The sequence below is a fragment of the Hymenobacter sp. HD11105 genome (assembly GCF_054051685.1).
Genome location: NZ_JBSWBR010000002.1, coordinates 817,072 through 843,069 on the forward strand (window position 1 = coordinate 817,072; position 25,998 = coordinate 843,069).

Sequence of the window (25,998 nt, forward strand, 5' to 3'; positions counted from 1 at the left end):
TGGCCCGTTGAACCTGTCCGGTGTTTGGTTTAATTGAGTTGTCTGGAAGCCAATCGGCAAGCTGACTTTGGAAGGCAATCAGCAGGTTTATTGCTTAAGTAAACAGGTGGCGCTACAGCACTTCTTTGCGCGGGGCAGCCGGCTCGACCGGCAGATTGGGCAGGGAAGGATTATACTGGTCAATAGCCTCCTCAACCGTGGAAATGCTGGTATGACCTTCGAGCATACGCTCGGCCTGGGCGTGGTCGAGGGCACCCTCATTGTGAGCCAGGAAAATGGTGGCCACGCCATTGCCGATGAAGTTAGTAATGGAGCGCGCCTCTGACATAAATCGGTCGACGCCAAGTAGCAGGGCCAAGCCTTCCACCGGAATAACCTTGATGGCCGTGAGCGTGCTGGCCAGCACTACAAAGCCTGAACCCGTGACGCCCGCCGCCCCTTTGCTGGTCACCATCAGGATGCCGATAACCGTCAGAATTTGCCCCCCAGTCAGCGTCACGTTGTATACTTGGGCCAGAAATAGTGTGGCCAGAGAAAGGTAGATCGTGGTGCCATCGAGGTTGAAGGAATAGCCAGCCGGCACTACCAGACCCACTACAGGTTTAGCGCAGCCCATGCGCTCCAGCTTCTCCATCAGGCCCGGCAGGCCGGCTTCTGAAGACGAGGTGCCCAGCACAATGAGCAACTCTTCCTTGATGTAGCCTAGAAACGAGAGCAGCCGCAGCCGGCAGTAGCGCATAATGGCCCCCAGCACTATAAAAACGAATAAGGCCATGGTCACATACACCGTCACCATGAGCTTGCCTAGGGGAATGAGCGTGCCCACGCCGTACTTGCCGATGGTAAAGGCCATGCCCCCAAATGCCCCGATAGGTGCAAACCGCATCACCCAATGCAGGCCCAAAAACACGTAGCGGGAGGCCCAGGTAAGCCGGTCGATGATGGGCTGGCGCCGGGCGTAGCGGCTCAGAAACATGCCGCCCACTATGGACACGAGCAGCACTTGCAAGGTCAGGTTGTCGGCCAGGAAATGCAGCCAGGAAAATTCCCCTGCCCGCTGGGTGAATTGGTCTATGCCGGCTCCGTCGGTATTTTGGGGCACGACGCCCGCACCGGGTTGAATGACATACGCCACGGCAATGCCAATAACCAGGGCCAGGGTAGTCACGACTTCGAAGTAAATCAGGGCCTTGCCGCCAATCCGGCCCACCTTCTTCAAGTCACCCATGCTGCTGATGCCCAGGGTGATAGTCAGAAAGATGATAGGGTTGATAAAGAGCTTGACTACGTTGATAAAGGACTTGCCAAGCACGTCCATCTTCACGGCCGTGGCCGGAGCAAAATGTCCCAGCAGCGCCCCGGCTATAATGGCCGTCAGCACCCAAAAGGTGAGGTTGGTGACGATTTTTTTCATGAAATCAACCTAAAGAGAGGTGAAGCGGTGAAATGGTGAATTAGTGAGTTGAGGAGACCATTGTATCAAGTGGCACAACCAGCTATTGCACATAGGTTTCTATTGACTCACACGGTGCAAGTAAGCGTTTCTACCGCGTGAACCACCAACCCAGCAATGCCAACAAGGGCAAGGAAAGCGGAATACCCAGCCCCACCATTTGCGCGGCCAGCGGCGAATTTAGCCCGTAGCGTTCCGCCAAAACGGCGGCCGTATTCATCGGGCCAATAGCGGCGCCCAGCACACAAAGGTCGACCACGCGGCTGTGCTGTTGAGCCAGAGTGTGATAGAGGCCATAAATGAGCAGCGGGGCCAGCAATAGCTTGTAAGATAAGCCCAGTACCAGCCCTCGAACTTGCGCGCGGGGCACTACTACGTTTAGCTGCAAGCCCACCGAAAGCAGGGCAATAATGGGAAACGGTGCGCTCAGTTTTTCCAACACCCCGCGCACCAACGCTGGGTGCTGGTAGCCAGCCGCATTGGCAATCATCGCCAGTACGAAGGCTATAAAGGGCGGAAACCGCAGCACGTTGAGGAAAATTGCCCCCCAGGACGGTTCGGCGGCCCCGTACCACGATGCTACCGCTACGCCTATCGTCACCCCGATTAGAAAGGAGCCGGCCTGACTCATCATGATGCCTAGCTCCAAGCCCTCATGCCCATACAACAGCTCAAATATTGGGAAGCCGACAAAGGAAGTGCTGCTGATGCCGCCCGTTAGAATCAGGGCGCCAATGGTAGCCCGTGAAAGCTGCAAACGGCGCCCCACGGCTTCAAAGAACAAATAGCCAGCCCCAAAAATCAGCCAGGGCGCCAGCACCGGCAGCAGAAAATGGCTGTCGAGGCGGGCTACTGAGAGGTGCAAAAACGTGAGCGCCGGCATGAAAACCATGATCAACAGCTGGTTGAGCACTGCCGGAGCGCCAACTGGTACCACCCGCCACTGCCGCAGCACCGCCCCGGCACCCAGACACAGCAGCAGCAAGGTAAGGTTGATCATGTTTTGTGTACGAAGTGGTGAGGTTGTGAAAGGGTGAAGTGGTAAGCTCATTTTTGATTGCGCAAGTAAACCGACAAACGCACCACTTCATCCTTTCAAATCCTTGCCCTTAAAACGTCAATGTGAGGTTGGTATAGTAGTAAGCACCGTTAAAGCCAAACTGAGCCACGTTGCGGGAATAAGGGATTTCGCCGTTGGAATAGCTGGCAAAACGGGCGGCATCTACCTTGTCAGGATAGACATTGGTGATGTTATTAGCCCCAACCGATATTGACACGACCTTCACCGGATTGTACACTAAGGCTAGGTCGAGCAATGTTTTGCCGCTGAATTCCTGGCTGATGTGTGGTACGTAGCGTAATGGGGTGGTTGCAGTGGCCGCGATGTTGGCCGGCTTCTCGTAGGCTGTCACGGGCCCGAAGTAGGAGGCGCGAGGCGTGATGCTGAACTTGCCAAGCTGGTAGGTGACCGAAAACAGCACTTTCTGGCGCGGCTGGGCCCGCTCAATCAGCCCGATGCTTACCGTGTCGATGAGCAGAATCCGGTTGGTAGTGCCGGCTTGCAGGGCGGCTGGCGTATCGCCGGTGCGCACGATGTTGGTAGCATTAAAGGAAAGGGCCAGACTGGTGCTCAGGCGGCTACGCTCACTGAAATCATACTTGTAGGTAGTCACCAGGTCGATGCCGCGGGTGCGGGTGTCGATGGCATTGGTGAAAAAGCGGATTTCGCTGATGTTCTCAAAGTCTGGGGTCTGCAGGGCCCGAATGTCGCTTTTTACCAATCGCTCGCTATTGATGATGCGGTCTCGAATGTCAATCTGGTAGGCATCGACGGTGAAAAGCAGATCCTCAGTGAGCCGGGCGGCTACGCCAACACTGTAGTTCCAGGAGGTTTCAGCCTTCGGATCGCTCACGCCCAGGGGCACTAGACGGGGGTCGTTGTTGCGCAACTGCTTGGTTTGAACAATAGCTCCGGCTTGCACCGTGGAGGTGGTTACGCTATTGAAGGTTTGCTGCAAAGAAGGCGCCCGGAAGCCCCGGTTGATGGAGCCGCGCAAGGCAATTCCTTCCGTCACCTTGAGGCGCGATGCCAGCTTACCAGATATGTTGGATCCAAAGTCGGAGTAGTTCTCGTAGCGCAGGGCGGTAGTCACCAACCAGCGCTCCGTGATGTCACTTTCCACGTCTACATACACGCCCACGTTGCTGCGGGTGGTGTTGGTTTCGTCGTCGGGGGCAATGCCGGGGCGGCCGCTGGAGCCGGGAGCCTTAGCGGTGCGGGCGGGAGAAGTAGGCGTGGCCGGCGCGGCTAGCGCGAATGGTCCTACCTCGTAAGACTCAGGGCTGCCTTTTTCCAGCTCAAAGCGGTCGACCCGGAACTGGCTGCCCAAAGCAAGGTTGAATGACTTGGTGCCGAACAAGCCAACGTAGTTGCGCGACACGTTTACCTCGCTCGTGCTCTGCCCGAAGGCGCTACGGCCCACGTAAAAGTCGGTAGGAGAGGCGGCTCCCAGAGAAGGATTCGATGTTTTGTTGGCAAACAGATCTAGATAATTGTAGCCGTAGCCCGTGCTGAAATCTAGGTTCCAGCCACCAGCCAGCTTACGATTTAGTCCCACTACAGCGGAGTAGTCGTCGCTACGGCCGGGTAACTCGGGTAAGTAGCCGTCGGGCTGCACAGGGCTGTAATTCACATTGTTTGGCTGGGCGTTGCGGAAAAATCCGTACGCCAGAATGTCCTTGCGCGAGTACCCACCGAAGCTGTACACCGACCAGCCGGCCCCGCCGATTGGTACGCCTAGGTTATAGAAACCCTGATAAATATCGGCTTGGTTGCTACCGTACACGCCTACTTTGAAAGGCTCACCAACCGGTGGATACACGCCCCGCTCGGCCCGGATGCGGTTCTCATTAGCAATCTGCGTAGCGGTTGGCGTCGGGTTGGCGGAGGTCAGGGCCGGGAAGGCGGTATAAATGCCCCCCACATAGTCATCGGAGCGGTTGGTTTGGTTTTGCCGTTGATATTGCAGGGTCAGGTTGAGGTAGCCGGGGTTGGTTTTGCCCAGCTTAATGCCATAGTTGGCTCCCGCGAGGTATTGCGCGCCGTCGCCTTCCTGAGTGATGCCATATTGGGTTCTGACAGTAGCCACGCCCGTGCTTTTGTTGAGCCCCAGGTTGATAACGCCCGCAATAGCATCGGAGCCGTATTGGGCCGCCGCGCCATCGCGCAGCACTTCGATGCGCTCCACGGCCAGCGTAGGCACCGAGTTTAGGTCGGTTACTACCGTGCCGCTACCCACAGTTACGTTCAGGTTGAGGGCCGAAAACTGGTGGCGGCGCTTGCCATCTACGAGCACAAGTACCTGGTCGGGGGAGAGGCCGCGCAGGGTGGCTGGGTCAGCATAGTTGGCTACGCCGTTTACGCCGGTTTTAGCAGAGTTGAAGGAAGGAGAGTTAAACTGCACCTGCTGGCCCAGATCAACCTGCCCAGTGGCTTGCAATTCTTTGGCGTTGAGTACGTCAACCGGGGCAGGGCGCTCTACATCAGTGCGGGGCAGGCCGCGCGAGCCCACTACCGTAACTTGGCCCAACTCAGTGGTGCTCGTTTCCAGCCGAACGTTTAGCGTAGTCCGGTCGCCCACGGCTATCTGCTGGCTTCGGAAGCCAATAGCCGAGATTACCAAGGTCGCGCCGGGCTTCACAGTGATAGAAAAACGTCCGTCGCCGTCGGTGCTGATACCGTTGTTGGTGCCTTGTTCCAGCACCGTAGCGCCCGGAATCGGCTCGCCGTCGCCACCTACTACCCGCCCCGTCACGGTTGCGTCGGCCGCTTTCTTGGTTTCAATAATGGGAGCCAGCAGAATGCCGCTATCCACTACCTCGTAGGTGATTTGCAGGGGCCCAAACAAGGATTGCAGCACCCCGCTCAAGGGCGTATCCACAGCTTGCAAAGTCACTTTGCGATTAGCCCCAATAAGCTGTGGGCTGTACAGGAAGCGAGTATTTACTTGATTTTCGAGACTTGCCAGCGCCGTCAGTACTGGCTGCTCTTCCAGTAAAAGGGTCACGTGCTGCTCCAGCACGTTCTGCGTGGTAGGCCGATTCGCGGCGGTAGCCGGCGCGACCAGCGCAAGCAGCGGCATCCACACCAGCAACAACTGCCGGCAAAGATGGACGAGGGGTAATGGTAGTTTCATGGGGTGGAAAATGGGATTGGTGGGACGTAGTGAATGGAGTGAGTAGAAACAGGAGAAGCGTAATGAGCTAATCAGTAAGGGTATAAGAACGATACTGCCTAGCCGGGGGGCAGTTTTCTGGCTTAGCCCTCAACTGATGCCGTGCTTGGCGTACCGAGCTTGCTGCGGCAGCCCTTGCTGTAAAAAAGAACCTTGGTGCCCGCCCGCTCATAAGAAGCCCCGAGCGCCTTGCACAGCAGATCAAGCTTCTCAAACAGAGGCTCTTCCTTGAAAATCAGCCGTACTGTGCAGTCTTCCAAGGCCTCCGCATCGTAGACGATAGGCACGCCGTAGGCCTGCTCTAGGGCCCGAATCACTTCCGTAACTGGTCGGTCGTCGAAGGCAAAGGGGCGGGGGTTGAGGAGGGCCGGGCGTTCTACCAGCTCCTTGCGCATCTCCAGCACTTCCGGCGAATACGCTACCTGCTGGTTCGGAATGAGCTCGAGCGGCGTGGCTACCCGACGTGAAGCGCCTTTGGAACTACTGGCGCGAGGGCTTACCTGTACCCGGCCCGTGCGCACCATCACCACCGCCTGGCGCTGGTCGGGAAATGCGCGCACCGTAAAGCTGGTGCCGAGCACCCTAGTAACGAGCTTGTCAGTGAACACCAGAAAGGGCTTAGCTGGATTGTGGGCTACTTCAAAGAAAGCCTCGCCTTGTAGGTGTACTTCCCGCTGCGCACCTGTGAATAGAGGAGGATAGCGCAGGCTGCTGCTCGGCTGCAAGGCCACGGTGCTGCCATCGCCTAGTGCCAGCTGCATTACTTGGTTTGTTGGATTGGTGCGCGTAATCCACTGCGTTTGGCCAGGGCTGGATACGAGGTGCGGCGCCGCCGGGCGGCTGGCTACGACTACAGATTGCTGCGGTCGAAGTAGTTGAAATCCACCAAAACCAAGGCCTAAAACCAGAATTGCGGCCACGGCCCAGCGCAATACGGGCGTATCCCAAATCCGTACAGAAACCTGAGTGGTTGCTGGCGCCTGAATATTGTGTTGTATCCGGCTCCACAGGGCTGCCTTCAGGCGAGCGTGGTCGGCTGGGCTTAGCTTGTGGTCCGGCGACGATTCGTTTAGATCCTGATACCACTGCTCCACAAGTCGCGCTTCAGCGGGCGGACTTTCGCCCTGCAAATAGCGATGCAATGCCTTTTTAAAGTTCGCTTGCTTCATGCTCGATAGAAATAAGAAGGCTCTTATTCACTAGTCGCACATGATGAGCCTACCCCTGGCCTGGGGGGCTTATTTATTTTAGAATAAGTCGGAAAATGGCAAAAAGTGCAGTGTGTGCTGCTGCTCACAGAGTAAAATAATTAGTATAAATAATTGATAATAAAAGTCTTGTGTTCAAATATAACCTGTGCTAGTATAAACGGAAATAGTAAAAATTCTCTTAAGCGGGCGCGCAGAAACCGCAAGGAGCGGGTGAGATGGTACTCTACCGTTTTAGGCGCCAGATTGAGGCGCACCGCTATTTCTGGTACCGATTGATACTCTTCCCGGCTCAACCGGAAGACCGTTTGTGTGTTTTCTGGTAAATGACCCACGCTGGCTGCCAACGCCCCCGATAAGTCTATGGCACCCAGTTCTCCTTCCATGCTCCTATCAGCTAGGCGCGAATGCGGGGCTGCGTAGGCAATGTAGCCACTGTGGGTCATGCGGGCGCGCAGGCAGTCAATGATTTTGTACTTGGCGGCCGCAAATAAGTACGCATCCAACTTATAAATGCGAGCGGTGCTACGCTTGTGCCAGAGGTTCACGAATACGTCTTGTACCACCTCCTCCGCATCGGCGCTGGCTTTGAGCTTGCGGTGGGCCAGCGCGTAAAGTCGTTGCCAGTAACGCTCGTATATCTCGGTGAAGGCCCTTTCGTTTCCGGCTTCTAAGCCCAGCACTAGCGCATCGTCGTCCCAGCTGGCACAGGACTGTGGGCAAGTGGAGCCGATAGACAAAAGGCTTCTCATAAATGCGTGAAAACCAACTTATAATGGTCCCTACAATTTATAATAATTTATCAATTAAAGTAAATTTTGTGCGGGGCTCACCTTCCATGTTAAGCTGTGGTTTATGAATAGCATAATGCGCGGCGTGAACAACCAAAACCAATGATTGCCTCGCTTTGCAACCTGCGGAAATCATTTCACGGGTTCGGGTTGTTGCAAGCGCTGACCGACGGCAATACTTACCGCCGTAGTACCTTCGCACCTCAATATTTAGAGCAACAGCACGTGTTTACTGGAATAATAGAATCGCTCGGCACCATTACCGATGTGCGCACGGAAGGCACCAACCGCCACTTCACCGTGGCCACGCCCTTCGCCCACGAATTGCAAATTGATCAAAGCGTGGCCCACGACGGCGCCTGCCTGACGGTAGTAGCCGTGGACGCGGCCGCTGGCACGCATACCGTAACAGCCATCGACGAAACCCTACAGAAGACCAATCTGGGCCAGTGGCAACCCGGCCGGCGCGTAAATCTGGAGCGCTGCCTCTCGGCTAATGGCCGCTTCGACGGCCACATCGTGCAGGGCCACGTCGACCTGACGGCCACCTGCGAGAGCGTGACCGACCAGAATGGCTCCTGGCTTTACCGCTTCCGCCACGCGCCCGGCCCCGGCCGGGTCACGGTGGAGAAGGGTTCCATCTGCATCAATGGTACCAGCCTCACCTGCTTCGACAGCACCGATGATGGCTTCAGCGTGGCTATTATTCCGTATACCTACGAGCACACCACTTTTCAGGACCTGCGCCCCGGTGACTTGGTGAACCTAGAGTTTGACATTGTAGGCAAGTATGTAGCTAAGCTTTTGGGTAAGTAAGGTGTTGTAAACCTTGGGGTTGGCGCTACGTACCACTGAGCAACCACCAGCTCTAATTCCCATGTCTAAACGCGAGTTAATTGAGCCCAAAGAGGGCGACAAGCGCTACGTGCGCCGTAATGAGAAAGGCGAGTTTACCTCCTCCGTAGATTTGAACCGCTCGTTGTCCCAAGACGACAAGCACAACTCCAAAGTCACCAGCAAGTCCGGCCAGGGTGACAGGGGCGACGGCCATACCGGCAAACGCAAGCCGGGAACTAAAAAGTAGCTCACTTATCACTAAAAGACCTCCGCAACGTATGCTGCGGAGGTCTTTTAGTGACAGAGAGAAAGTCTTGCCCTGATATAGACAGGCTAGCTACTCCCTGAAAGAACGATCAGAACTCAAACGGCGTGAGGCCACCACTGTTTGGCTCCTAGACGATATAGCTCAGCGCATCCCCAGGCCGCGAGACTGCCGAGCATGGTGCCGGCTAGTACGTCGGAAGGGTAGTGGACGCCCAAATAGATGCGGCTGTAGGATACCACAGCGGCCCAAATAACCAGCAGAACTTTGGCCAGCCAGAAGCGGCGGGGCAGGACTAAACCCAAGAATACGGCTAGGGAAAAAGCATTCGCCGCATGCGACGAAAGAAACCCAAATTGCCCCCCGCAGCCATTAACCAGGTTCAGGGCTTCTGATAATTCTGGGTCGTGGCAGGGGCGGAGGCGGGCGAAGTAGGGCTTGAACACCCGGCTGGAAATCACATCGGCCAGCAACACGCTCAGACCCAGCATGGGCAGCAGGAGGAAGGCGCGCCGCTCATATAGGTAGCTCAGCACGACAATGAGAACAAAGTAGGCCGGAAACCACACGAAGCGGTCAGTAAAGAAAATCATCCACGCATCTAACGCGGGCGAATGATTGGCATTGGCGGCTATGAGCAGCCAGCGGTCCAGGGCTTGAAGTAATTCAATCAATGATGGGAAGGGTAGCGGGCGAGGTCGAAGGGCTAGGGCATTTCGGCCCAAAGTACACCTTTGCGCAGCCACGCCAACGTGGCAGCTTCAGGGGAGTTGGGTTCGGGCTGCTGGTCGTAATGCCACTCGCAGCGAGGCGGCAGGCTCATTAGAATACTCTCGGTGCGCCCGCCGGTCTCCAGCCCAAATCGTGTGCCACGGTCAAAAGCCAGGTTAAATTCGGCGTAGCGGGAGCGACGCAGCATTTGCCAGCTTTCCTCTCGCGGTCCGAAGGGCTGGGGGGCATTTTGGCGCATTAGCTCCGTATAAAGTGGCCCAAAAATGTCGCCCACTTCGCGCACGAAGGCAAAAAGCTGCTCAGCTGAGCCATGCTGACCTACCGTGAGCCGGTCGAAAAAAATGCCCCCCACACCGCGCGTTTCCTGGCGGTGGGGCAGGAAAAAGTAGTCATCGGCACCCTGCCGAAACCGCGGATAGTAGGTGGCATCGTGGCGGGCGCAGGCGGCTTGCAGCGTTTGATGAAACCATCGGGCCTGCGCTTCATCCACATAAATGGGCGTCAGATCGATGCCGCCGCCAAACCAGGCCTCACCGTTGCCGGCCTCAAAGTAGCGCACGTTCATGTGGATGATGGGCACCCTCGGGTTGCGCGGGTGCATGACCACCGATACGCCCGTGGCGAAAAAGCGTGGGTCGGGCATGAGCAGCACTTTGGCCGCTTGGGCGCTCATTTCGCCGTGCACGGCCGAAAAGCCCACGCCGCCCTTCTCCAGAATTGCCCCGTTCTCTAGCACCCGCGACACGCCACCGCCACCACCGGGCCGCTCCCAGGCGTCGCGCCGGAAAGTAGCACCGCCGTCGGCCGCTTCTAGCTGGGCACAAAGGCGGGTTTGAAACTCCCGCATCCAGTCCTCTACACTGGCTCGCAGAGGGCTGACTGGCATCGGGGACTCCGTAGTGGTTGCTTCTGGAGATTGGGCGTTGGGCGTAGAACTCATAGCGGGTGAATCTGTTCAGATAGCATGGTGTCCTGTGCAGGGCATGTATGCGGCCTGAAGTTGCAGGTCAAAATTAAGCAGAAAACCGCCCGCCGCGCCAACTCTGCCCCCGATGCTGTAATTTCGCCTTCCCAACTTCCCGCCGTTCATGCTGAACTCGACTGCTCCCGCGCCCGACACTGATTTTGCCCCCCACGTACACGCTGCTGCTGCCACCAATCCTAGTCGAGAAACGCTGTTGCGCGCCTACCGCCTCATGCGTACGGCTGCCGAAATGGCGCGCCTTTACGAAGAAAAGAAGGCTATAGCGGCCAAATACGTGCATGCTACGGCCCGGGGCCACGAGGCCATTCAGTTGGCTGCCGCCTTCCACCTGCTGCCCACCGACTACGCCGCCCCCTATTACCGCGACGACGCCATGCTGCTCGGCATGGGCCTCACGCCCTACGAGCTAATGCTCCAACTCATGGCTAAGCGTGACGACCCGTTCAGCGGTGGTCGCACATACTACTGTCATCCGTCTTTGCGCCGTGCAGGCTTTCCTACTATTCCTCACCAAAGCTCTGCTACGGGCATGCAAGCCATTCCGGCAACCGGTATGGCGCACGGTATTAAGTACTTGGAAGGGCAGCGGGAAGCGGCAACATCAATTGCAATAGCTCAAGCAAAACCGGTGGTACTGTGTTCCATTGGCGACGGGGCTATGACGGAAGGGGAAGTATCGGAGGCCCTGCAAATGGCTGTGCTGCATCAATTACCCATTATTTATCTGGTGCAGGATAATGATTGGGGCATCTCAGCTACCGGCCGTGAAATGCGCGCCATGGATGCGTACGAGTTTGCGGCGGGCTTTAAAGGCCTGCACCGCCTGCGCGTGGATGGAGCTGATTTTTCGGCTTCTTACGCCACTATGAGCGAGGCCTTTGCCTACGTGCGCCGCACCCGCGGCCCCGTGCTGGTACACGCCAAATGTCCCTTGTTGGGGCACCATACCAGCGGAGTGCGCCGGGAGTGGTACCGCGGCGATAACCTGGCTCAGCACACGCCCCAGGACCCCTTGCCTCGCTTGCACCAACAACTGCTTCTGCGCAGCTTTACTAAGAAAGAACTGGAGGAAGCCACAGCTGAGGCCACTGCCCTCGTGCACGCCGATTATGAGCGAGCATTGGTCGCACCTAACCCGGAGCCCGCTACCTTTTCCAACCACGAATTCGCCCCCCAAGCTATAACGGAGGAAGCTGGGGAGCGCACCCCCGTCGGCGCCGATAAAGTGCTGATGGTAGATGCCGCCCTGCACGCCGTCGATGATATTCTGCGCGAGTTTCCGGAGGCCTTGTTCTACGGCCAGGATGTGGGGGGCGAGCTGGGGGGCGTTTTTCGCGAAGCAGCGTTGCTAGCCAAGAAATACGGCGATGCGCGGGTGTTCAACACGCCTATTCAGGAGGCTTATATTGTGGGCAGCACGGCCGGTATGAGCGCCGTTGGGGCCAAGGCCATTGTGGAGATTCAATTTGCCGATTACATATGGCCAGCGCTGAACCAACTCGTTGAAGAACTCTCCAAATCCTGCTATTTGTCGAATGGTCAGTTTCCGGTGCAGGCACTTATTCGGGTGCCTATTGGAGCCTACGGCGGTGGTGGTCCTTACCATTCGGGCTCCATCGAAAGCACGCTGCTAACGATTCGGGGCATTAAAGTGGTGTATCCTAGCAATGCTGCCGATATGAAGGGCTTGCTGCGGGCGGCCTTCCTTGACCCTAATCCGGTAGTGCTGCTGGAGCATAAAGGGCTGTATTGGAGCAAAGTACCCGGCACCGAAGATGCCAAGACCATTGAGCCCGCCGCTGGCTACGTGTTGCCCTTAGGTAAAGCTGCTATTGCCCAGGCCGCTGACCCCGAGGAGTTGCGCCGCGGTAATACCTGCGTGGTCGTGACCTACGGCATGGGCGTGTACTGGGCCAAAACGGCCAGTCGGGAGTTTCCTGGCCAAGTCGAAGTACTGGACTTGCGCACCTTGAACCCGCTGGATTTTGATGCGGTGCAAGCCGCCGCTATGCGCCATAGCAAAGTGCTGGTGCTCACCGAAGAGCCGCTGATGAATTCCTTCGCTGAGTCGCTGGCCGGCCGCATTCAACGGGCTTGCTTTCAGCAGCTTGATGCACCAGTTTTTACCTTGGGTGCTGCCAACCTACCCGCTATTGCATTGAACGTGGAGCTGGAGCGTCAGATGCTGCCTAGTGCTGCTAAAGTGGCCACTGCCCTGCGCGAACTGCTGGAGTACTAAACCGCAGTAAAGCTCGTAGCAAGCTCAGTACGAAGCGCTCAGAGTTTATTTGCCAGACAGAAAAAGCCCCCCAACCGAGTGCTGGGGGGCTTTTTCTGCCTGGCTAAATACTTTGTAAGGTCTGTTGCTTTACTCTTTCACCAGCTTTAGCATCTGATGAAAGTTGATGCCGATAACCCGAACCAAGTAGGTACCAACGGGATAGGTAGCGACGGGTAGTCGAAGAGGGGTACCGCCGGGAGCTACCTGCCGTGCAAGCAAGCGCCCATCAGCCCCGCGAACCTCAATAGTGTAAGCGCCCTGGGGCAAGGCTGACAGCTCAAGGGTAGCGTAATCGGTGGCGGGGTTCGGATACAGGGTGAGCTGGGCGGCCGGCTGCGCCGCATGGGCGCTGAAGGTTACCGTTTGCACATCACTTAGTAGGGCCTTGCCATCCGTATCAACCTGACGCAGACGGTAGTACACCGTGCCCGGTGTGGTGCCTACACCTTTGTCGCGGAAATCATAAGCCTGGCGCTCAGAGGTAGTGCCATGACCTGGGCGCTGACCCACAGCTGTAAAGGTAAGGCCATCGAAGGAGCGCTCTACGTCGAAATAGGCATTGCTCAGCTCTTGAGCCGTAGTCCAGGTAAGAACGGCGTCGAGGTTTGCGGCCTGCACCTGAAAACCAGTAAGTACGACAGGCAGCGGGGTAATGGGCTGCGGTTCTTTCGATCCTCCACCTGCAGGTTTCATTGGTTGAGGTACAAAGCGGAAATCCGCTTCTGTTTGGGCCGCATCGCGACGCGGGGCCGTAGAGGGTGAACCACCATAGGCCGGGTCAAACAGATCAACTAGACCGTTGGCGTTGTCGTCGTGGTAGTAGGTGCTGTTTGGATCCAGAAAGCTTGGGTTTTCGTTACCATCCGCAGTAGTAAGCCATGTAGGCACGCTGCTGCCAGCAAGGGCATAATAAGCGGCTTTGGTAAGATTTTCCATAATGAAGGCGGCGGCGCGCGCTAGGTAGTCATCGAGGTGGCTACCGTTTTTGTTATCGTCAAAGCCCTCCTGCCAATCGGGAAACGGATCATTATCAGAATTAAAATCCAACACGTCGGCTACTGCGTCGCGGTCGGTATCAACGAGGCGCCCCGGGTCCAGCGAGTTGCCAGGCGCGGCTGCCTTTCCAGTCGCCGGGTCAATCCCCGGAGTAGGATCGTAGGCGTTGTCGAGGCCATCACGATCAAAATCGAGGCCGGAAGGAACCCGATAAGTTGCCGTCGTTTGGGCCTCACGGCTGTCTAGGATGCCATCGTTGTCGGAGTCGAGGTCAAACATGTTGGGCACTCGGTCGCCGTCGTGGTCGGAGTTGGCGAAGAGCGTTTGGCGGCTGCCTGCGCTGCGCTGGGCCGCTACGGGCATTCCCAGCGCATCCACTGCACCGCCAATACGGCCCGTGCCCGATTGATATTGGGCGGGCATGGCGTAGTTATTGGCCTCCAGCGCATCCGGAATGCCGTCGCCGTCCGCGTCAATGTCTTGGTGGTTAGGGATGCCATCCAAATCAAGATCAAACAGGTCATTGATACCGTCGCCGTTTACGTCGCGGAAGCCGCCGTGGCCCGGTACTACGAAGGAGCCAGCCAAATAGCGCGGCGTACCATTTACGAGCACGTCAGGGTCTAGGCCGTAGCTTTCGTCCAGGTCCGGAATGCCGTCGTTGTCATCATCAATGTCAGCCAAATCATCCACGCCATCCTGGTCAGCATCGCAGCTGTAGCTATAGGTATAGAGCGTTTCGCTGGGGGCCGAAATAAAGCCGTAAGTCCAGGTATTGATAGTGTAGTCGTTACCGGCCTCGTCGGTGTCATTGCCCCAGCGGTGTACGCCCTGATAAGTTGCCGTGCTCGAAATAACACCATCAGTGCGCACGCTGGCTTCGTCGGGCGCCGGACGCGTGGCGGGGAAGTACAGAGGGTCGGCAGCGGTCAGCCGCGAGTCATCCCAATATAGGCGGTCATAGTACTTGTTACCGCCTACTGAGGGGCGAATGTTTTGTACCCGCAGGCCCCCAGAATTGCCCTCCACGTCGTACACCGGAAAATTCACGGGGGCTCCCTGGCTGGTAAAAGACAGCTTGATGGGCAACCCAGCGGCCACCACGCGTCCGGACCGGTCGAGGCCGTTCCACACGATCGTATTAGCGCCGGGTACTACCGCTTGCTCCAGCAGCACGTCGTCGCCGTCCTGTACTCCGTTACTGTTCAAGTCGATTAGAATGGCAACCGAGCCGGTTTCATCCGAAACAGTAGTGAAGGCTACTTTGCCGAGGCCACCCTCGCAAAAGCCTCGTTGAGAAGTGGCAAACCGCGGCGCTGGAGCGCTGGGCCATAGCTCTTTGTCGGGGTCGTTTACAAAGTTGGGATACTCGGGGTAGCCTGTGTTGCCCACCTGGCTACGCCGCCGCTCAGCGAAGGTGCTGCCGATATTGGCGCTGGCGCGAGAGCCATTCGCATTCGAAACGAAATAAAACACGAGAGGGCGCATGCCCGTCAGTTCCACTTGCTTGACGTAATACTGCCCCTGGTGCTGGGGGCTTTCAATAAGGGGGAAAAGTGAAAAGTTAGCCGAAATGCGATTTTCATAGCCTGTACCGCCTGAGGTAGTACTCGTGAAAGACCACAACTTACTAAATAAGCGCCCTGGCTTTTCCTGCCCAGCTGCGTCGCGGACGGTAAAATCCCAGAAGTCATATTCTGAGCGCAGTGCACTCATAAAATTGGGGTTACGAGTGCCCAAATCGTTGAATCCGGGCTGCGTGCGCTTGTCCGTAAATTCGCCTTCCTGAGTAAACTCTACAAAAAAGTCTTGGGTCGCGCCCGTGGTGTTAGTGTAGGTAAGCGGCGCGTAGCCACCGTCGCCGGCCGTTACCGAAGGCCCTACTAGGTGTTGAGCAGTATTAGCAATTACGCCGGCCTGATTAGGAAGCAGGGTAGCTTGGCTCACGCTGGCTACATCCCGGAGTAGCTTGGTTTGACTAACGATAGTGCCCGCACCGGCCCCATAACGAAGGGTCAGGAGCAGGTTGGCGTGGGTGCCACCGCCGACCCGGGCTACCCGGTGTACACCATACTGAAGCGTTTCGCCGGCTTTTAGGCGAATGTGCAGCCGGTAATCGGCCGAAAAAGGAGTAGCAGTAGTACCCCAAGCCTGGGGCTTCAAGAACCCTAAAGACAGGTCGAGCCCTCCGGTGGCAGCATTTACGTCGTGGGTAAGGAAGCCAGCCCGGTCGTTGCGCGGGTCGGTGAGGGGATACGGTAAGTTGGTGGCCGGGTTCAGGGCCTTATTGGGCGTCAGCTGACGGGAGCCCTCAGCCTGAGTCAGCAGGGGAGCAAGTACTAAAATAGATACTATAGCGCGTAACAGTGTTCTCATAGAATAGAATTAGGCGATAGGAGAAGCAGGCCAGTTGCTCACCCGACGTGGGCTTGAGCAAAAGAGGAAGCCTGCGCCGCCCCATGCCAAGACCTAGGCAGGAGAAACACAATTAGCAATAAGATAAAAAGCAGAATTATTTTGCTTCTAAAGTAGAAATATACCTACTTCTTAAAACCAGTTGCGTTAACTGGCTAATAGCAAAATCACAGCCATAAAGTGCTTTTATAGCCTATATACACATAAGTTATTGGTAAAACACTACAGATATTTATCCCTGCGTTTTTCTATTAATTAAACTTTTTTAATAAAAGCTTTAATTAATAGGTATCACTTAAATCCTAGAAAGGATAGCCGATTCCTAAATTGAAGGCTGTTTGGTCTTCACCTCGGCCGAAGAGGCGGAAGTTTCGAATTGCCCACTTTTCACCCTCGGGGGCGGTGGGGTCGTATACTTTGGTGGCAATATCGAGGCGCAGAATCAGGAAGGCGAAGTCGAGGCGAATACCGGCGCCGGAGCCTACGGCAAACTGTCGCCAGAAGCTATCGAGGTGGAATTGAGCGCCCGGCCGCGGGTCGCTTTGCAAACTCCAAACGTTGCCAAAATCCGTGAATACAGCCCCGTTAATGAAGCTGTACACTGGGAATCGGTACTCTGCGCTACCCTCTAGCAGGAACTCACCAGGTTGCTCTAAGTTATAGTCGCGCACTACATCGCCATTGCGAAGTGTACGCAGAGTAGTGTAAGAGCCGGGTCCCAGGCGGCGGGGTTTCCAAGCGCGGACACTAGAACTGCCCCCCGCGAATAAGTATTTGTCGTAGGGGATAATTAGCTGACGATCAATAAGCTGTTCGGATGTATCGCGAACGCCGGTGCGAGTAAGGGCCCGCGCCACGCCACCGTTGAGCCGGTACACGAAGAAGCTTTTGTCGCCTAGCTTGTGGTAGCGCCGATAATCAGCCGTGAATTTGGCGAAGTCATACACGTTCAGGTTGATACGATCTTGGTAGAAAGAGCGGGTAAGGCCACCTACTTCCGCAAAGAGGCGCAGAAAGCGGGCGTCGCGGGTTTGGTTGAAGTCGTTGGAGTTGTAGAGTGAGGTAGCGTTAATACTCGGCACATACAGCTGGGTGAAGCTACGGAACAGGGGAGAGCCGTCGCTGGATAGTTGGTCGAGGCGGGCTCGAAACTCGGGGGAAATACTGGATTCGGGAGTATTGATAATACTTATATCGATGGGGGTAAGCACCCACTGATGAAATAAAGAGCGCTGCCAGATATAGTCAAAGGTGCCCTCCAAATTGGTGCGCGTGTACTCGGGGCGCTGCACGTAAGTGTAGGTGGTATTGAGGCGGGTGCGCGGATTGTAGCGCGACAGAATTCGGCCCGAGCGCCAGGGCAACACAAACTGCGGAATTACCAGGTTAATATTGCCCCCCAGCTGGGTGGTCAGAACGGTTTGGGGAATGTCGCTGCCCGTCACGCGGTTGTATTGACCTTCAAAGCCGGCGCGCACGCCAAATTCCAGTACTTCGGCGCCGCCAAATACATTGCGCACTTTCAGGCGAGCATTCACGAAGGGTCCAACCTGCTCGGCAATAAAGGTGGCGCCAAACTCGGTGAGTTCCTGATAGCGCTTGTGAGGGGAAGCGTTCACGGTGGCGTCCAGCTGGGTGCTGATAGAGTCGGCGCCGGTTGTGGGTACCACCTTCGAGTAGCTGACGTTATTAAAACGAAATACATCAAGGTCAGCTAATTGGCGTTGCGTGAGCTGGGTGTTGGCCAGACTATAGCGCTGATCGGGGCGTATGCTGAGCTTCCGGTCGAGTACGCGCGTACTGAAGCGGTGCTGAAAAGCGAGATAGTACACGGAGTCGCGAATGATGGTATCGCGCTTCACCCCGAAGCGAATTGTGCCGGCATCAGTCAGAAAATTGACGTGCCGGATGGTGTACATCTGATGATTAACGCCCGGCTCCGGATTGGCAATGAGCGTGCGCAGACGTACGGTGGTAGGAGTGAAGCTCGTGTCAGCTTCGAGGGTAATGTACTGAGCGCGAAAATCGAAGTATCCCGCGTTCTTAAGCAAGGTTTCAAGCCGGTTGCGCTCCTGCCCAATCAAGGTTTCATCGTATCGGTCGCCGACTTTTAGCAGTGAAGCATTTTGGGAGGCCCGCACAACGCGCGCCACGCTCGAATCAGGAATCTCATACTCCAGCTGCGCATACTTGAAAGGCGTATTTTCCGTAATGGTGTAGGTTACGGTCATCATGCGGTCGCGCAGAGACTCGGTGGCTTGTACGCGGCTACGGAAAAAGCCCTCCGACTTAAGCGAGATGCTGAGCTGCTCTACCGTCTGCTGCGTGAGCGTAGAGTCGTAAACCACGGGCGCCTCGCCCAGGCGCATAATGGCGTTGCCTTTATCTAGGACGAGCTGGTGGCGGCGCAGGTGCTGGTCGCGCTTCACCAGGAGCTTACCCACTTTCACAGAATCGGGGCGGGCCGCCTGAATGCGCGCCCGGTACTCGCGCCGCTCGTCCTCGAGGCGTTGCTGCACTTTCTCCCGGTTGTAGAAGTTATTGCCCAGCTGATAGATAGCCAGTTTTGGTAGGGGAAAGCGGGAGTTGGGTTTTTGTTGGTAGAGCGTCTGGAGGCGTTCAGCATCAGCTTGCTCTACGCCCTTGAGCTTGATGGCGCGAAGCAAGTTGCGGCCGGGGGGCAATAATCGGGTTGGCGTACAGCTACCCAACAGCCCCAAGAGCAGGACCACTACCCAAGCGTAGGAAGGAAATATCCTCAAAATGCCCCCCGCAGGACGCGGTACTAGTGAAGTTGGTTTCAAAGCGGAAGCAAAGTTTGTGCACGCCTGGCACCCAGGAAAGTATTAGCTCAGGCACGAGGCCAGCTCCGCGGAGGGAGGCCACAGCGTGCTCAGGTTGCTAAGTTCTGCGTTTTTACCCAACCCTGCTTAAATAGTTGGCCATTGCCCGCCTTTATGGGCCTGACAAAGATAATTTGGCTTTGTGTAAATCAGCGAAACTTGACCTTGTTCATACTTGAGCTGTAGTACAGTTACCAAGGAAAAGTAATGCTACCTTGATGTGTATGAAACGCCTGCTGCCGCTGACTTTCGCCCTGATCAAATTCGTGTCTGGCTACCTGCTCATCAGCCCAGCTTACGACTTGCACCGCGACGAATACCTGTACCTGAATCATGGGCAGCACCTGGCGTGGGGCTACCTGGAAGTGCCGCCCCTTATTGCAGTGCAAGGCTGGCTAACGCTGGCTCTGGGTGGGAGTGAGGGCTGGGTGAGATTCTGGCCTTTTATGTGGGGCGCGGCCACTATCTACGTGGTGGTGCGGCTGGCTGGCCGCCTCGGTGGGGGCTGGTTTGCGCAGTGTCTGGCCGGTACTTGCTACCTGGGTACGGCCTTCGCGCGCCTCAATATTCTTTTTCAGCCTAACTCGTTTGAAGTGTTCAGCTTTGCGCTGAGCTTATACTTTCTTGTGTGCTTTTTTCAGGAAAATCGGCCCCGCTACCTGTATCTGCTGGGTATGGCGCTTGGGCTGGGGCTGCTGAACAAATACACTACCCTGTTTTTCATTGCCGCTTTGGGTGGGGGGCTTTTACTGACGCCCAGTCGGCGGATGCTGGCAAACCGTCATTTCTGGGGCGCGGCGGGGTTGGCCCTGCTGCTATGGTTGCCCAATGTGGTGTGGCAGCTGCGCCATGGCATTCCATTTCTGCATCATATGGCGTTGCTCAAGGAAAGTCAGTTGGTACATGTGGAAGCCGCTGATTTCTGGAAAGCGCAGCTGCTCATGTGTCTGCCCGCCGTTTGGGTGTGGGTGCCGGGCGTGCTTGCTTTGCTGCTGAGCCAGCAATTTCGCGCTTACCGCACCGTAGGGTGGATGTCGGTGTTGGGCGTGACGTTGCTGGCTGCTATGCACGGCAAAGACTATTATGCCCTAGGCTATTATCCCGTGCTGTTCGCCTTTGGGGCTGTATGGTGGGAAACGCGTCTGAGCACATTCCGCTGGAAGAAGGCGCTGCAGCCCGCGCTACTAGCTGTACCACCAGTTTTTCTTGTACTAGCCTTGCCCCTGATATATCCGGTGCGAAGTCCGGCTACCATGGCCGCCCTGCGTTCGACGTACGCTGGCTTGGGAGTGTACCGCTGGGAAGACGGGCAGGAGCACACCTTACCTCAGGACTACGCCGACATGCTGGGCTGGCGGGAACTGGCCGACAAAACCTGGTCGGTCTACCAAAGCTTGCCCGATTCGGTGCGGGCCCACACGCTTATTCACTGCGCCAACTACGGCCAGGCAAGTGCTATCAACTACTATAACCGTCACCGTGCTATGCCTGCGGCTAACAGCCTCAACGGTAGCTTCATATTCTGGTACCCCACGCTAGATCAGTGCAAGGCTATGCTTATCATCGATGATGAGCCCGACGATGAGTTGGCGCCGCGTTTTGCCCTCTACCGGCGCGCTGCTACGGTCACAGACCCTTATGCTCGCGAGCGAGGAACGCATATTACGGTCGGGTTGCAGCCCGACAGCAGCGTGCGCCACCGAGTGCGCCAAGAGTTGCGCACGGAGCTAGCGCAGTGGGAGGGTCGAGCACCGAATAAGCGGTAAATTTTAAGCTCACTGCTAAGCAACGACCCGAGCGTCAGTACGTCTATTTCTTAACGCAGCCGAGAAAGAAACTGCTGGCGCGTGGGCGCCCTAATCCTTCTGCTGCTTCTGCTGGAGTAAGTGCTGAGCAATTCGTAACTTACTAATTGGTTGGACTTTGAAGCACTGATTGGTATGAAGCTCCCCCTAATCTTCTGGTGCTGGCTCAGTGTACTGACCACCGTCACGCAGGTGGTTGACTCCGTAAGTGAACGCCTGCAGGCAACGCTGAAAGCTTATCAGCACAACGATACCATTCGGGTAAATCGCCTCCTGGCTCTGGCGCGGCAGGAGAAGACGACTAAGCAGAGTTTTCAGGCGTTTCAGGAAGCTCTGGAGCTGGCCCGCCGCCTGCAGTACACCTCCGGCGAAGCACAGGCTTTATTGGGGCTCGGTTATTATTACCGCTTCCGCAATGAGTATGAGTCGGCGATGACGTACACTTTACAGGCCCAGAAGCTATTCAAACAGCTCGACGACCGCCCCTACCAGATTTCCTGCCTTTACAATCTGGCCTTTGCTGTGTACGCACAGGGTGATTTTGCCCAAGCCATGACGTATAGCTTTGAAGGACTTCGCATGGCTGAGGCGCTGCACAATCAGCGGTGGCTGACCCTGATGAACAGCCAGTTGGGTATTGCCTGTATAACAGTGGGAGAGTATGCCAAAGCCCAGCACTACCTGGAGCGCGGCCTGAAGCTGGCTAATCGGGCCGGCGACAAGGAAGGGGCGGCCTTTTGCCTCGATGGGCTTGGCCGGCTGGCTGGTGTACAGGGCCAGTGGGCCAAAGCCTTGCAGTATTTTGAGCAGCAAATGAAGCTAGCCCACGAGGCTAGCAATGAGCGGCTGGTAACACTAGGCCAACTGCGCATGGCCGACATGAGCGAGCGTTTGGGGCGCTACTCCCAAGCATTTGCTTTTGGTCGGCAGGGACTACGGCGCCTACGGCAGCTGGAAGATGTGGGCAATATTCCCCTCATTCAAGTTGTTCTGGGGAGGGCTCACCTGCACACGGGCCGCGCCGATAGTGCCTTGGTGTATGGCCGAACCAGTTTGCGGGCCAGTCAGCGAAGCGGCACCAAAAGCGTAAGTCGCGACGCCAGCGAAGTACTAGCCCAGGCTAGCGCCCAACTCGGACGCTTCGACGACGCTTATCGTTACCAGCAGTTATTTGTGGCCTATAAGGATAGCTTGAGCAGTCAGGAAGTAACTCGGCGCACGGCCGCGCTCCAGTATCAATATGCGCTGGATAAACAAAAATCACAGATTTGGCTACTCAAGCGCAATGAGCAGCTGATTCGTCAGCAAAATCGTCAGCAACAAATGCTGCTGACGGGCGCGCTGCTGGGCTTAGTGGTGGTTGCGGGGCTGAGCGTGCTGTTGTGGCGTAACAACCGGCAAAAGCAGCAGGCCAACAAACAGCTGCGCCGCCAGCAACAAGAATTGCAGGCGACCCAGGCCCAGCTGATTCAACGGGAGAAAATGGCTTCACTTGGCGAGCTGACGGCGGGCATTGCTCACGAAATGCAGAACCCGCTCAACTTCGTCAATAACTTCGCTGAAGTATCCACGGACCTGATAATGGAACTACGCGAGACGCGCGCCACCAACGGTGGGCTTGAAAATGAGCTTCTGGATGACTTGACGCAGAACCTGCAGAAAATAACGCAGTATGGGCAGCAGGCGGCGCGTATTGTGCGGGGCATGGTAGAGCACGCCCGGCCTAACTCGGGTGAGCGGCAGGCCACTGACCTGAATGCCCTCTGCGAGGAATATCTGCGGCTGGCTTATCATGGCTTGCGAGCTCAGGACAAACAGTTTACGGTGGAAACGGAAACTGACCTAAGATCACTACCGCTCGTAAATATTGTGGACGCGGAAGTTGGGCGAGTGCTACACAATCTGCTGACCAATGCTTTTTACGCCGTGCGGCAGCGACAACAGCAGGAAAGCCAAAGTGGATACCAGCCCAAAGTGCGAGTAAGCACCAGACTGCGTAATGATCAAGTAATTATAAAGGTGCGCGACAATGGCACCGGGATTCCGCAGCAATTGCAGGCCAAAATCTTTCAGCCCTTTTTTACCACCAAACCGCCCGGTGAAGGTATTGGTCTGGGACTGTCGCTGAGCTACACCATTATTACGCAGGGCCATGGCGGTACGCTCACGGTAGAGAGTGTGGAAGGCGAGTTCACGGAGTTTACCATCAGCTTGCCGGCTTACGCCACGCGCCCCACCCCCGACTATGCTCACTACCAGCCGGAACTGTGGGAAGAGCAGCACCATTGAAGTGGGGAAGCGGCTGAAGTGGCCCGCCATTGCACCCAAAATTAGACGTATGGGCCATCGTTGGGCTAGAAAGTCACCGTACCTTGGTGCTTTCTAAGCACTACTTTTTTGCGTGTTTGGGCTGGTATGTTGGGTGCTTCACAGCCCAAATTTGACCTTGCGCCTGGGAGCAAGCCGGCGTAAAAATGCCCCCCAGGCTTGATCTGCTACGCCTCGTTTGTTACTGTCTACTGATGATTTCCAAAGCCTTAAAAACCCGCGTCGAGCAGCTCAAGCAAAAGAAATATCGGAAGCGCTACGAAGCTTTTCTGGTGGAGGGCGGAAAAAGTGTGCTGGAGCTGCTGGCGTCGGGCCTGACGACGGAGCGCATCTTTCTGACCCCGGAGTACGCGGCCAAAATTCCGGCGCTGCCCAGCGCTGTGCCTTATGAGTTGGTAACGGAAGACGAGCTGACCCGACTGGGTACTCTAGCCACCAATATCACGGCGCTGGCTATTGCGCAGCTGCCCGCTGAGCCGCCACTTTTGCCCCCCAGCAATGGTTTGCTCCTTGCTTTGGATCAGGTGCGCGACCCTGGCAACGTGGGCACCCTCATCCGCCTGGCCGATTGGTACGGACTACAAGGCGTTGTGTGCTCCGATACTTGTGCCGACCCGTGGGCGCCCAAAACTGTGGCCGCTACCATGGGCTCCTTCGCCCGCGTGCCCGTCTGGCAGCGCGACCTGCCAGCGTGGCTCGACAATTTGCCCCCCGGCGTGCCCCGCTACGGTGCCCACCTCGAAGGCGACAATGTGCACCGCCTCACCTTGCAGCCGGCCGGCGTACTCATCATGGGCAGCGAGTCGCACGGGCCCCGACCCGAGGTGCTGGAGCGCCTCACGCAGCGGCTGTATATTCCGGGAACAGGAGGGGCCGAGAGTTTGAACGTGGCTATTTCAGCGGCGATTTTGCTGGATAATTTTCACCGGGAACTATAGGACAAGAAAATCATGGGAATGCCCATTTTATTATGGCCTCGCCTCTCATTGATTGCTACTAAGACACAAAGACCCTGACTTACAAGCCAGGGTCTTTGTGTCTTAGTAGCCTAAATTACCGCCAGCTTAGAAGCCTGGAGCAACGGCTACACCAGTAATGAAGGGGCCGCCATTGAACTGGACCTGGCGAAGATAAGTGGCCTTTGCTGTCATTAAATTAATGTTCACGACAGCATATTCAGCACTACCATAGCTTATAGTACCGTAAGCCGTGTTGGTGGTGCCTCCAATATCAAAATGGCTGACATTGCGTGCTATAGCCCCAGGTGCTCCACTTACTTCTATGTTGCCAATTTCGGTTAGAGTGCCAGCGTTTGGCGGATTCTGTAAGTAGAGCTTAGTCCTGGCGTCACCTGGTGTGAAGGCTAAATTATATAGGTTGGTGCTTGTTGCGCCAAAGAAGCTATTATTATAAGCTACTGAGATAGTACGCGCGGAAGTAGGGTTTATCATGCCATCTTCGACAGCTGTACCATCGGTAGGATTTACCCGTAGGTTTCGGCCATTACTATTCACAATGCGAATATAGTCCGCCAAAGGGTTGAAACTAAAGCCATAGGAGGCACCTTCAGCTAAGGGAATGCTCACGTCAGCCACGCGGCTAGCCCTACCCGTAGCCACATCTATTGTATATAGCCGAGTGCTTTGTTCAAATATAGTCCCGTCTAAAAAGCGGCCACCTCTGCCTAGCACTAAGGCATAGAGTTGACCAGTCGCGGGCCGGAAATCCAAGCCTTCAACTATTTCATTGCGCCCTAGCCCGCTTATACCTCTCTCAATTCGGCCATCCCTAGGGCCAGAGGTGTTAGTGGGGTCGAAACTATAAAAATAATTAGCGCTGCCTCTGCCAGATATGAATATATAACCTGCTGCATAGACGACTGGCTGAGTAGGAATTGCAATTCCGGAGTAGGCTAAGTTGGCGGCGTACTGAGCTAAGGGCCGCGCCGCCCCGGTGGCTAAATCCACACTAAACAAAGTAGGTCTGCCCGCGACAGTATAGAGGCCTAGAGCAGTGCCGGTCTTGGCATCAATATCGAAGCCGCCATCGCCGCTCACGGGTAAGTTCAGGCTGCCCACCGTTACGAGGGTACCGTCATTCGGTGGGTTTACTAAGTATAATTGCTGGTTCTGCGAGTTGATGGCATACAGCGCTGTAGTCTCCGCTCCGGCTGTATTGTTAGTGTACCCAACGCCTGTAAGCATAGCTCCAGCTGCACCATTAATGTTACCATCGGTAGCCGCCACGGTGCCCGTCTCAGGATTGAGGCGCAGGTTCTGCCCCGTAGAGGTCACCAGGCGAATGCGGTCGACGGTGGGGTTGAAGTCGAAGCCTACTAGGTTGCCAGATACGGCCGGGGTAAATGCTCCCGCGCCAATGGCTCGGGCCGCACCCGTGTTCTGATTAATCACGTATAAGCGACTGGCGCTACTCACCCCGTAGAGCTGGCCCGTGGCGGGCCGGAAGTCGATGGCTAAGAGTGTTTCCCCACTCCCTAAGCCCGTGACAGCTATGGAACTAGTGCGCGTAGATGGATTAGCCGTGGAATAAGCGTCCAGCTTAGTACCGTTAGACAAGGTATAAAAAGGGATGTCCAATCCCAATCCGGGAAATGTAGGGTTAGTAGGTGGGGTGGGGTTGGGTTTGGGGAAGTATTGCTCGAAGATGTCTTCGCAACTGCTGAGCGAGGACAATAATAGAACGGCCACGCCCCATTTGGCAAGAGAAGAAGTTTTTAGCATGCTAACTTCAGTATAGGATGGAAGGAAGAAATAATATCACTGATCTCCCATACGAAAGCTTTATATATTCGTTGTTATGATTA

The 25,998-nt window shown here is 56.1% G+C and carries 16 protein-coding genes; 6 read left to right on the forward strand and 10 right to left on the reverse strand.

Going from position 1 to position 25,998, the window contains the following annotated elements:
* Positions 1–112: 112 nt before the first annotated feature.
* From ACW9KT_RS09665 to ACW9KT_RS09685, 5 genes are all read right to left on the reverse strand, one after another.
* The gene (locus ACW9KT_RS09665; protein ID WP_457079748.1) at positions 113–1,414 is read right to left on the reverse strand and encodes a cation:dicarboxylate symporter family transporter; all 1,302 of its coding nucleotides are present in this window, start codon (positions 1,412–1,414) and stop codon (positions 113–115) included.
* A 130-nt stretch (positions 1,415–1,544) separates the two neighbouring features.
* Complete coding sequence (locus ACW9KT_RS09670) at positions 1,545–2,453, reverse strand: AEC family transporter (RefSeq protein WP_457079750.1); 909 nt, start codon at positions 2,451–2,453, stop codon at positions 1,545–1,547.
* A gap of 109 nt (positions 2,454–2,562) precedes the next feature.
* Complete coding sequence (locus ACW9KT_RS09675; RefSeq protein ID WP_457079752.1) at positions 2,563–5,649, reverse strand: TonB-dependent receptor domain-containing protein; 3,087 nt, start codon at positions 5,647–5,649, stop codon at positions 2,563–2,565.
* A gap of 122 nt (positions 5,650–5,771) precedes the next feature.
* Complete coding sequence (locus ACW9KT_RS09680; protein WP_457079754.1) at positions 5,772–6,857, reverse strand: FecR family protein; 1,086 nt, start codon at positions 6,855–6,857, stop codon at positions 5,772–5,774.
* A 140-nt stretch (positions 6,858–6,997) separates the two neighbouring features.
* Entirely contained in the window at positions 6,998–7,648 is a 651-nt protein-coding gene (locus ACW9KT_RS09685; protein WP_457079756.1) for an RNA polymerase sigma factor, read from the reverse strand.
* Between the two features lie 264 nt (positions 7,649–7,912).
* Here ACW9KT_RS09685 and ACW9KT_RS09690 point away from each other — a divergent pair, with 264 nt between their 5' ends.
* Positions 7,913–8,503 carry a riboflavin synthase gene (locus ACW9KT_RS09690; protein ID WP_457080185.1) on the forward strand — a complete coding sequence of 197 codons (591 nt, stop codon included), beginning with the start codon at positions 7,913–7,915 and terminating at the stop codon, positions 8,501–8,503.
* A gap of 61 nt (positions 8,504–8,564) precedes the next feature.
* Positions 8,565–8,771, forward strand: a complete 207-nt coding sequence (locus ACW9KT_RS09695; protein ID WP_457079758.1) for a hypothetical protein — start codon at positions 8,565–8,567, stop codon at positions 8,769–8,771.
* Positions 8,772–8,887: 116 nt separating this feature from the next.
* On the opposite strand, the gene ACW9KT_RS09700 is transcribed toward ACW9KT_RS09695, so the two are convergent.
* A complete protein-coding gene (locus ACW9KT_RS09700; RefSeq protein WP_457079760.1) occupies positions 8,888–9,463 on the reverse strand; it encodes a phosphatase PAP2 family protein in 576 nt (191 codons plus the stop codon).
* A gap of 32 nt (positions 9,464–9,495) precedes the next feature.
* Complete coding sequence (hemF, locus tag ACW9KT_RS09705; RefSeq protein ID WP_457080187.1) at positions 9,496–10,407, reverse strand: oxygen-dependent coproporphyrinogen oxidase; 912 nt, start codon at positions 10,405–10,407, stop codon at positions 9,496–9,498.
* 202 nt (positions 10,408–10,609) lie between these two features.
* Between hemF and ACW9KT_RS09710 the strand changes: the two genes are divergently transcribed.
* Positions 10,610–12,745 (forward strand): alpha-ketoacid dehydrogenase subunit alpha/beta, encoded by a 2,136-nt coding sequence (locus ACW9KT_RS09710; protein WP_457079762.1) that lies wholly within the window; start codon positions 10,610–10,612, stop codon positions 12,743–12,745.
* A gap of 129 nt (positions 12,746–12,874) precedes the next feature.
* Here ACW9KT_RS09710 and ACW9KT_RS09715 read toward each other — a convergent pair whose 3' ends face one another.
* Both ACW9KT_RS09715 and tamL read right to left on the reverse strand, forming a co-directional pair.
* Positions 12,875–16,159, reverse strand: a complete 3,285-nt coding sequence (locus tag ACW9KT_RS09715; RefSeq protein WP_457079764.1) for a T9SS type A sorting domain-containing protein — start codon at positions 16,157–16,159, stop codon at positions 12,875–12,877.
* Between the two features lie 341 nt (positions 16,160–16,500).
* Complete coding sequence (tamL, locus tag ACW9KT_RS09720) at positions 16,501–19,002, reverse strand: translocation and assembly module lipoprotein TamL (protein ID WP_457079766.1); 2,502 nt, start codon at positions 19,000–19,002, stop codon at positions 16,501–16,503.
* A 263-nt stretch (positions 19,003–19,265) separates the two neighbouring features.
* On the opposite strand from tamL, the gene ACW9KT_RS09725 reads away from it, so the two are divergent.
* The 3 genes from ACW9KT_RS09725 to ACW9KT_RS09735 all read left to right on the forward strand — a co-directional run bounded on the left by ACW9KT_RS09725 (position 19,266) and on the right by ACW9KT_RS09735 (position 24,112).
* Positions 19,266–20,807: a glycosyltransferase family 39 protein gene (locus ACW9KT_RS09725; protein WP_457079768.1), complete on the forward strand. Its 1,542-nt coding sequence runs from the start codon at positions 19,266–19,268 to the stop codon at positions 20,805–20,807.
* Between the two features lie 174 nt (positions 20,808–20,981).
* On the forward strand, positions 20,982–23,135 hold the full coding sequence (locus tag ACW9KT_RS09730) for a tetratricopeptide repeat-containing sensor histidine kinase (RefSeq protein ID WP_457079770.1): 2,154 nt from the start codon (positions 20,982–20,984) through the stop codon (positions 23,133–23,135).
* 233 nt (positions 23,136–23,368) lie between these two features.
* Complete coding sequence (locus tag ACW9KT_RS09735) at positions 23,369–24,112, forward strand: TrmH family RNA methyltransferase (RefSeq protein WP_457079772.1); 744 nt, start codon at positions 23,369–23,371, stop codon at positions 24,110–24,112.
* Positions 24,113–24,238: 126 nt separating this feature from the next.
* Here ACW9KT_RS09735 and ACW9KT_RS09740 read toward each other — a convergent pair whose 3' ends face one another.
* Positions 24,239–25,915, reverse strand: a complete 1,677-nt coding sequence (locus ACW9KT_RS09740; RefSeq protein ID WP_457079774.1) for a DUF4394 domain-containing protein — start codon at positions 25,913–25,915, stop codon at positions 24,239–24,241.
* Positions 25,916–25,998 lie beyond the last annotated feature (83 nt).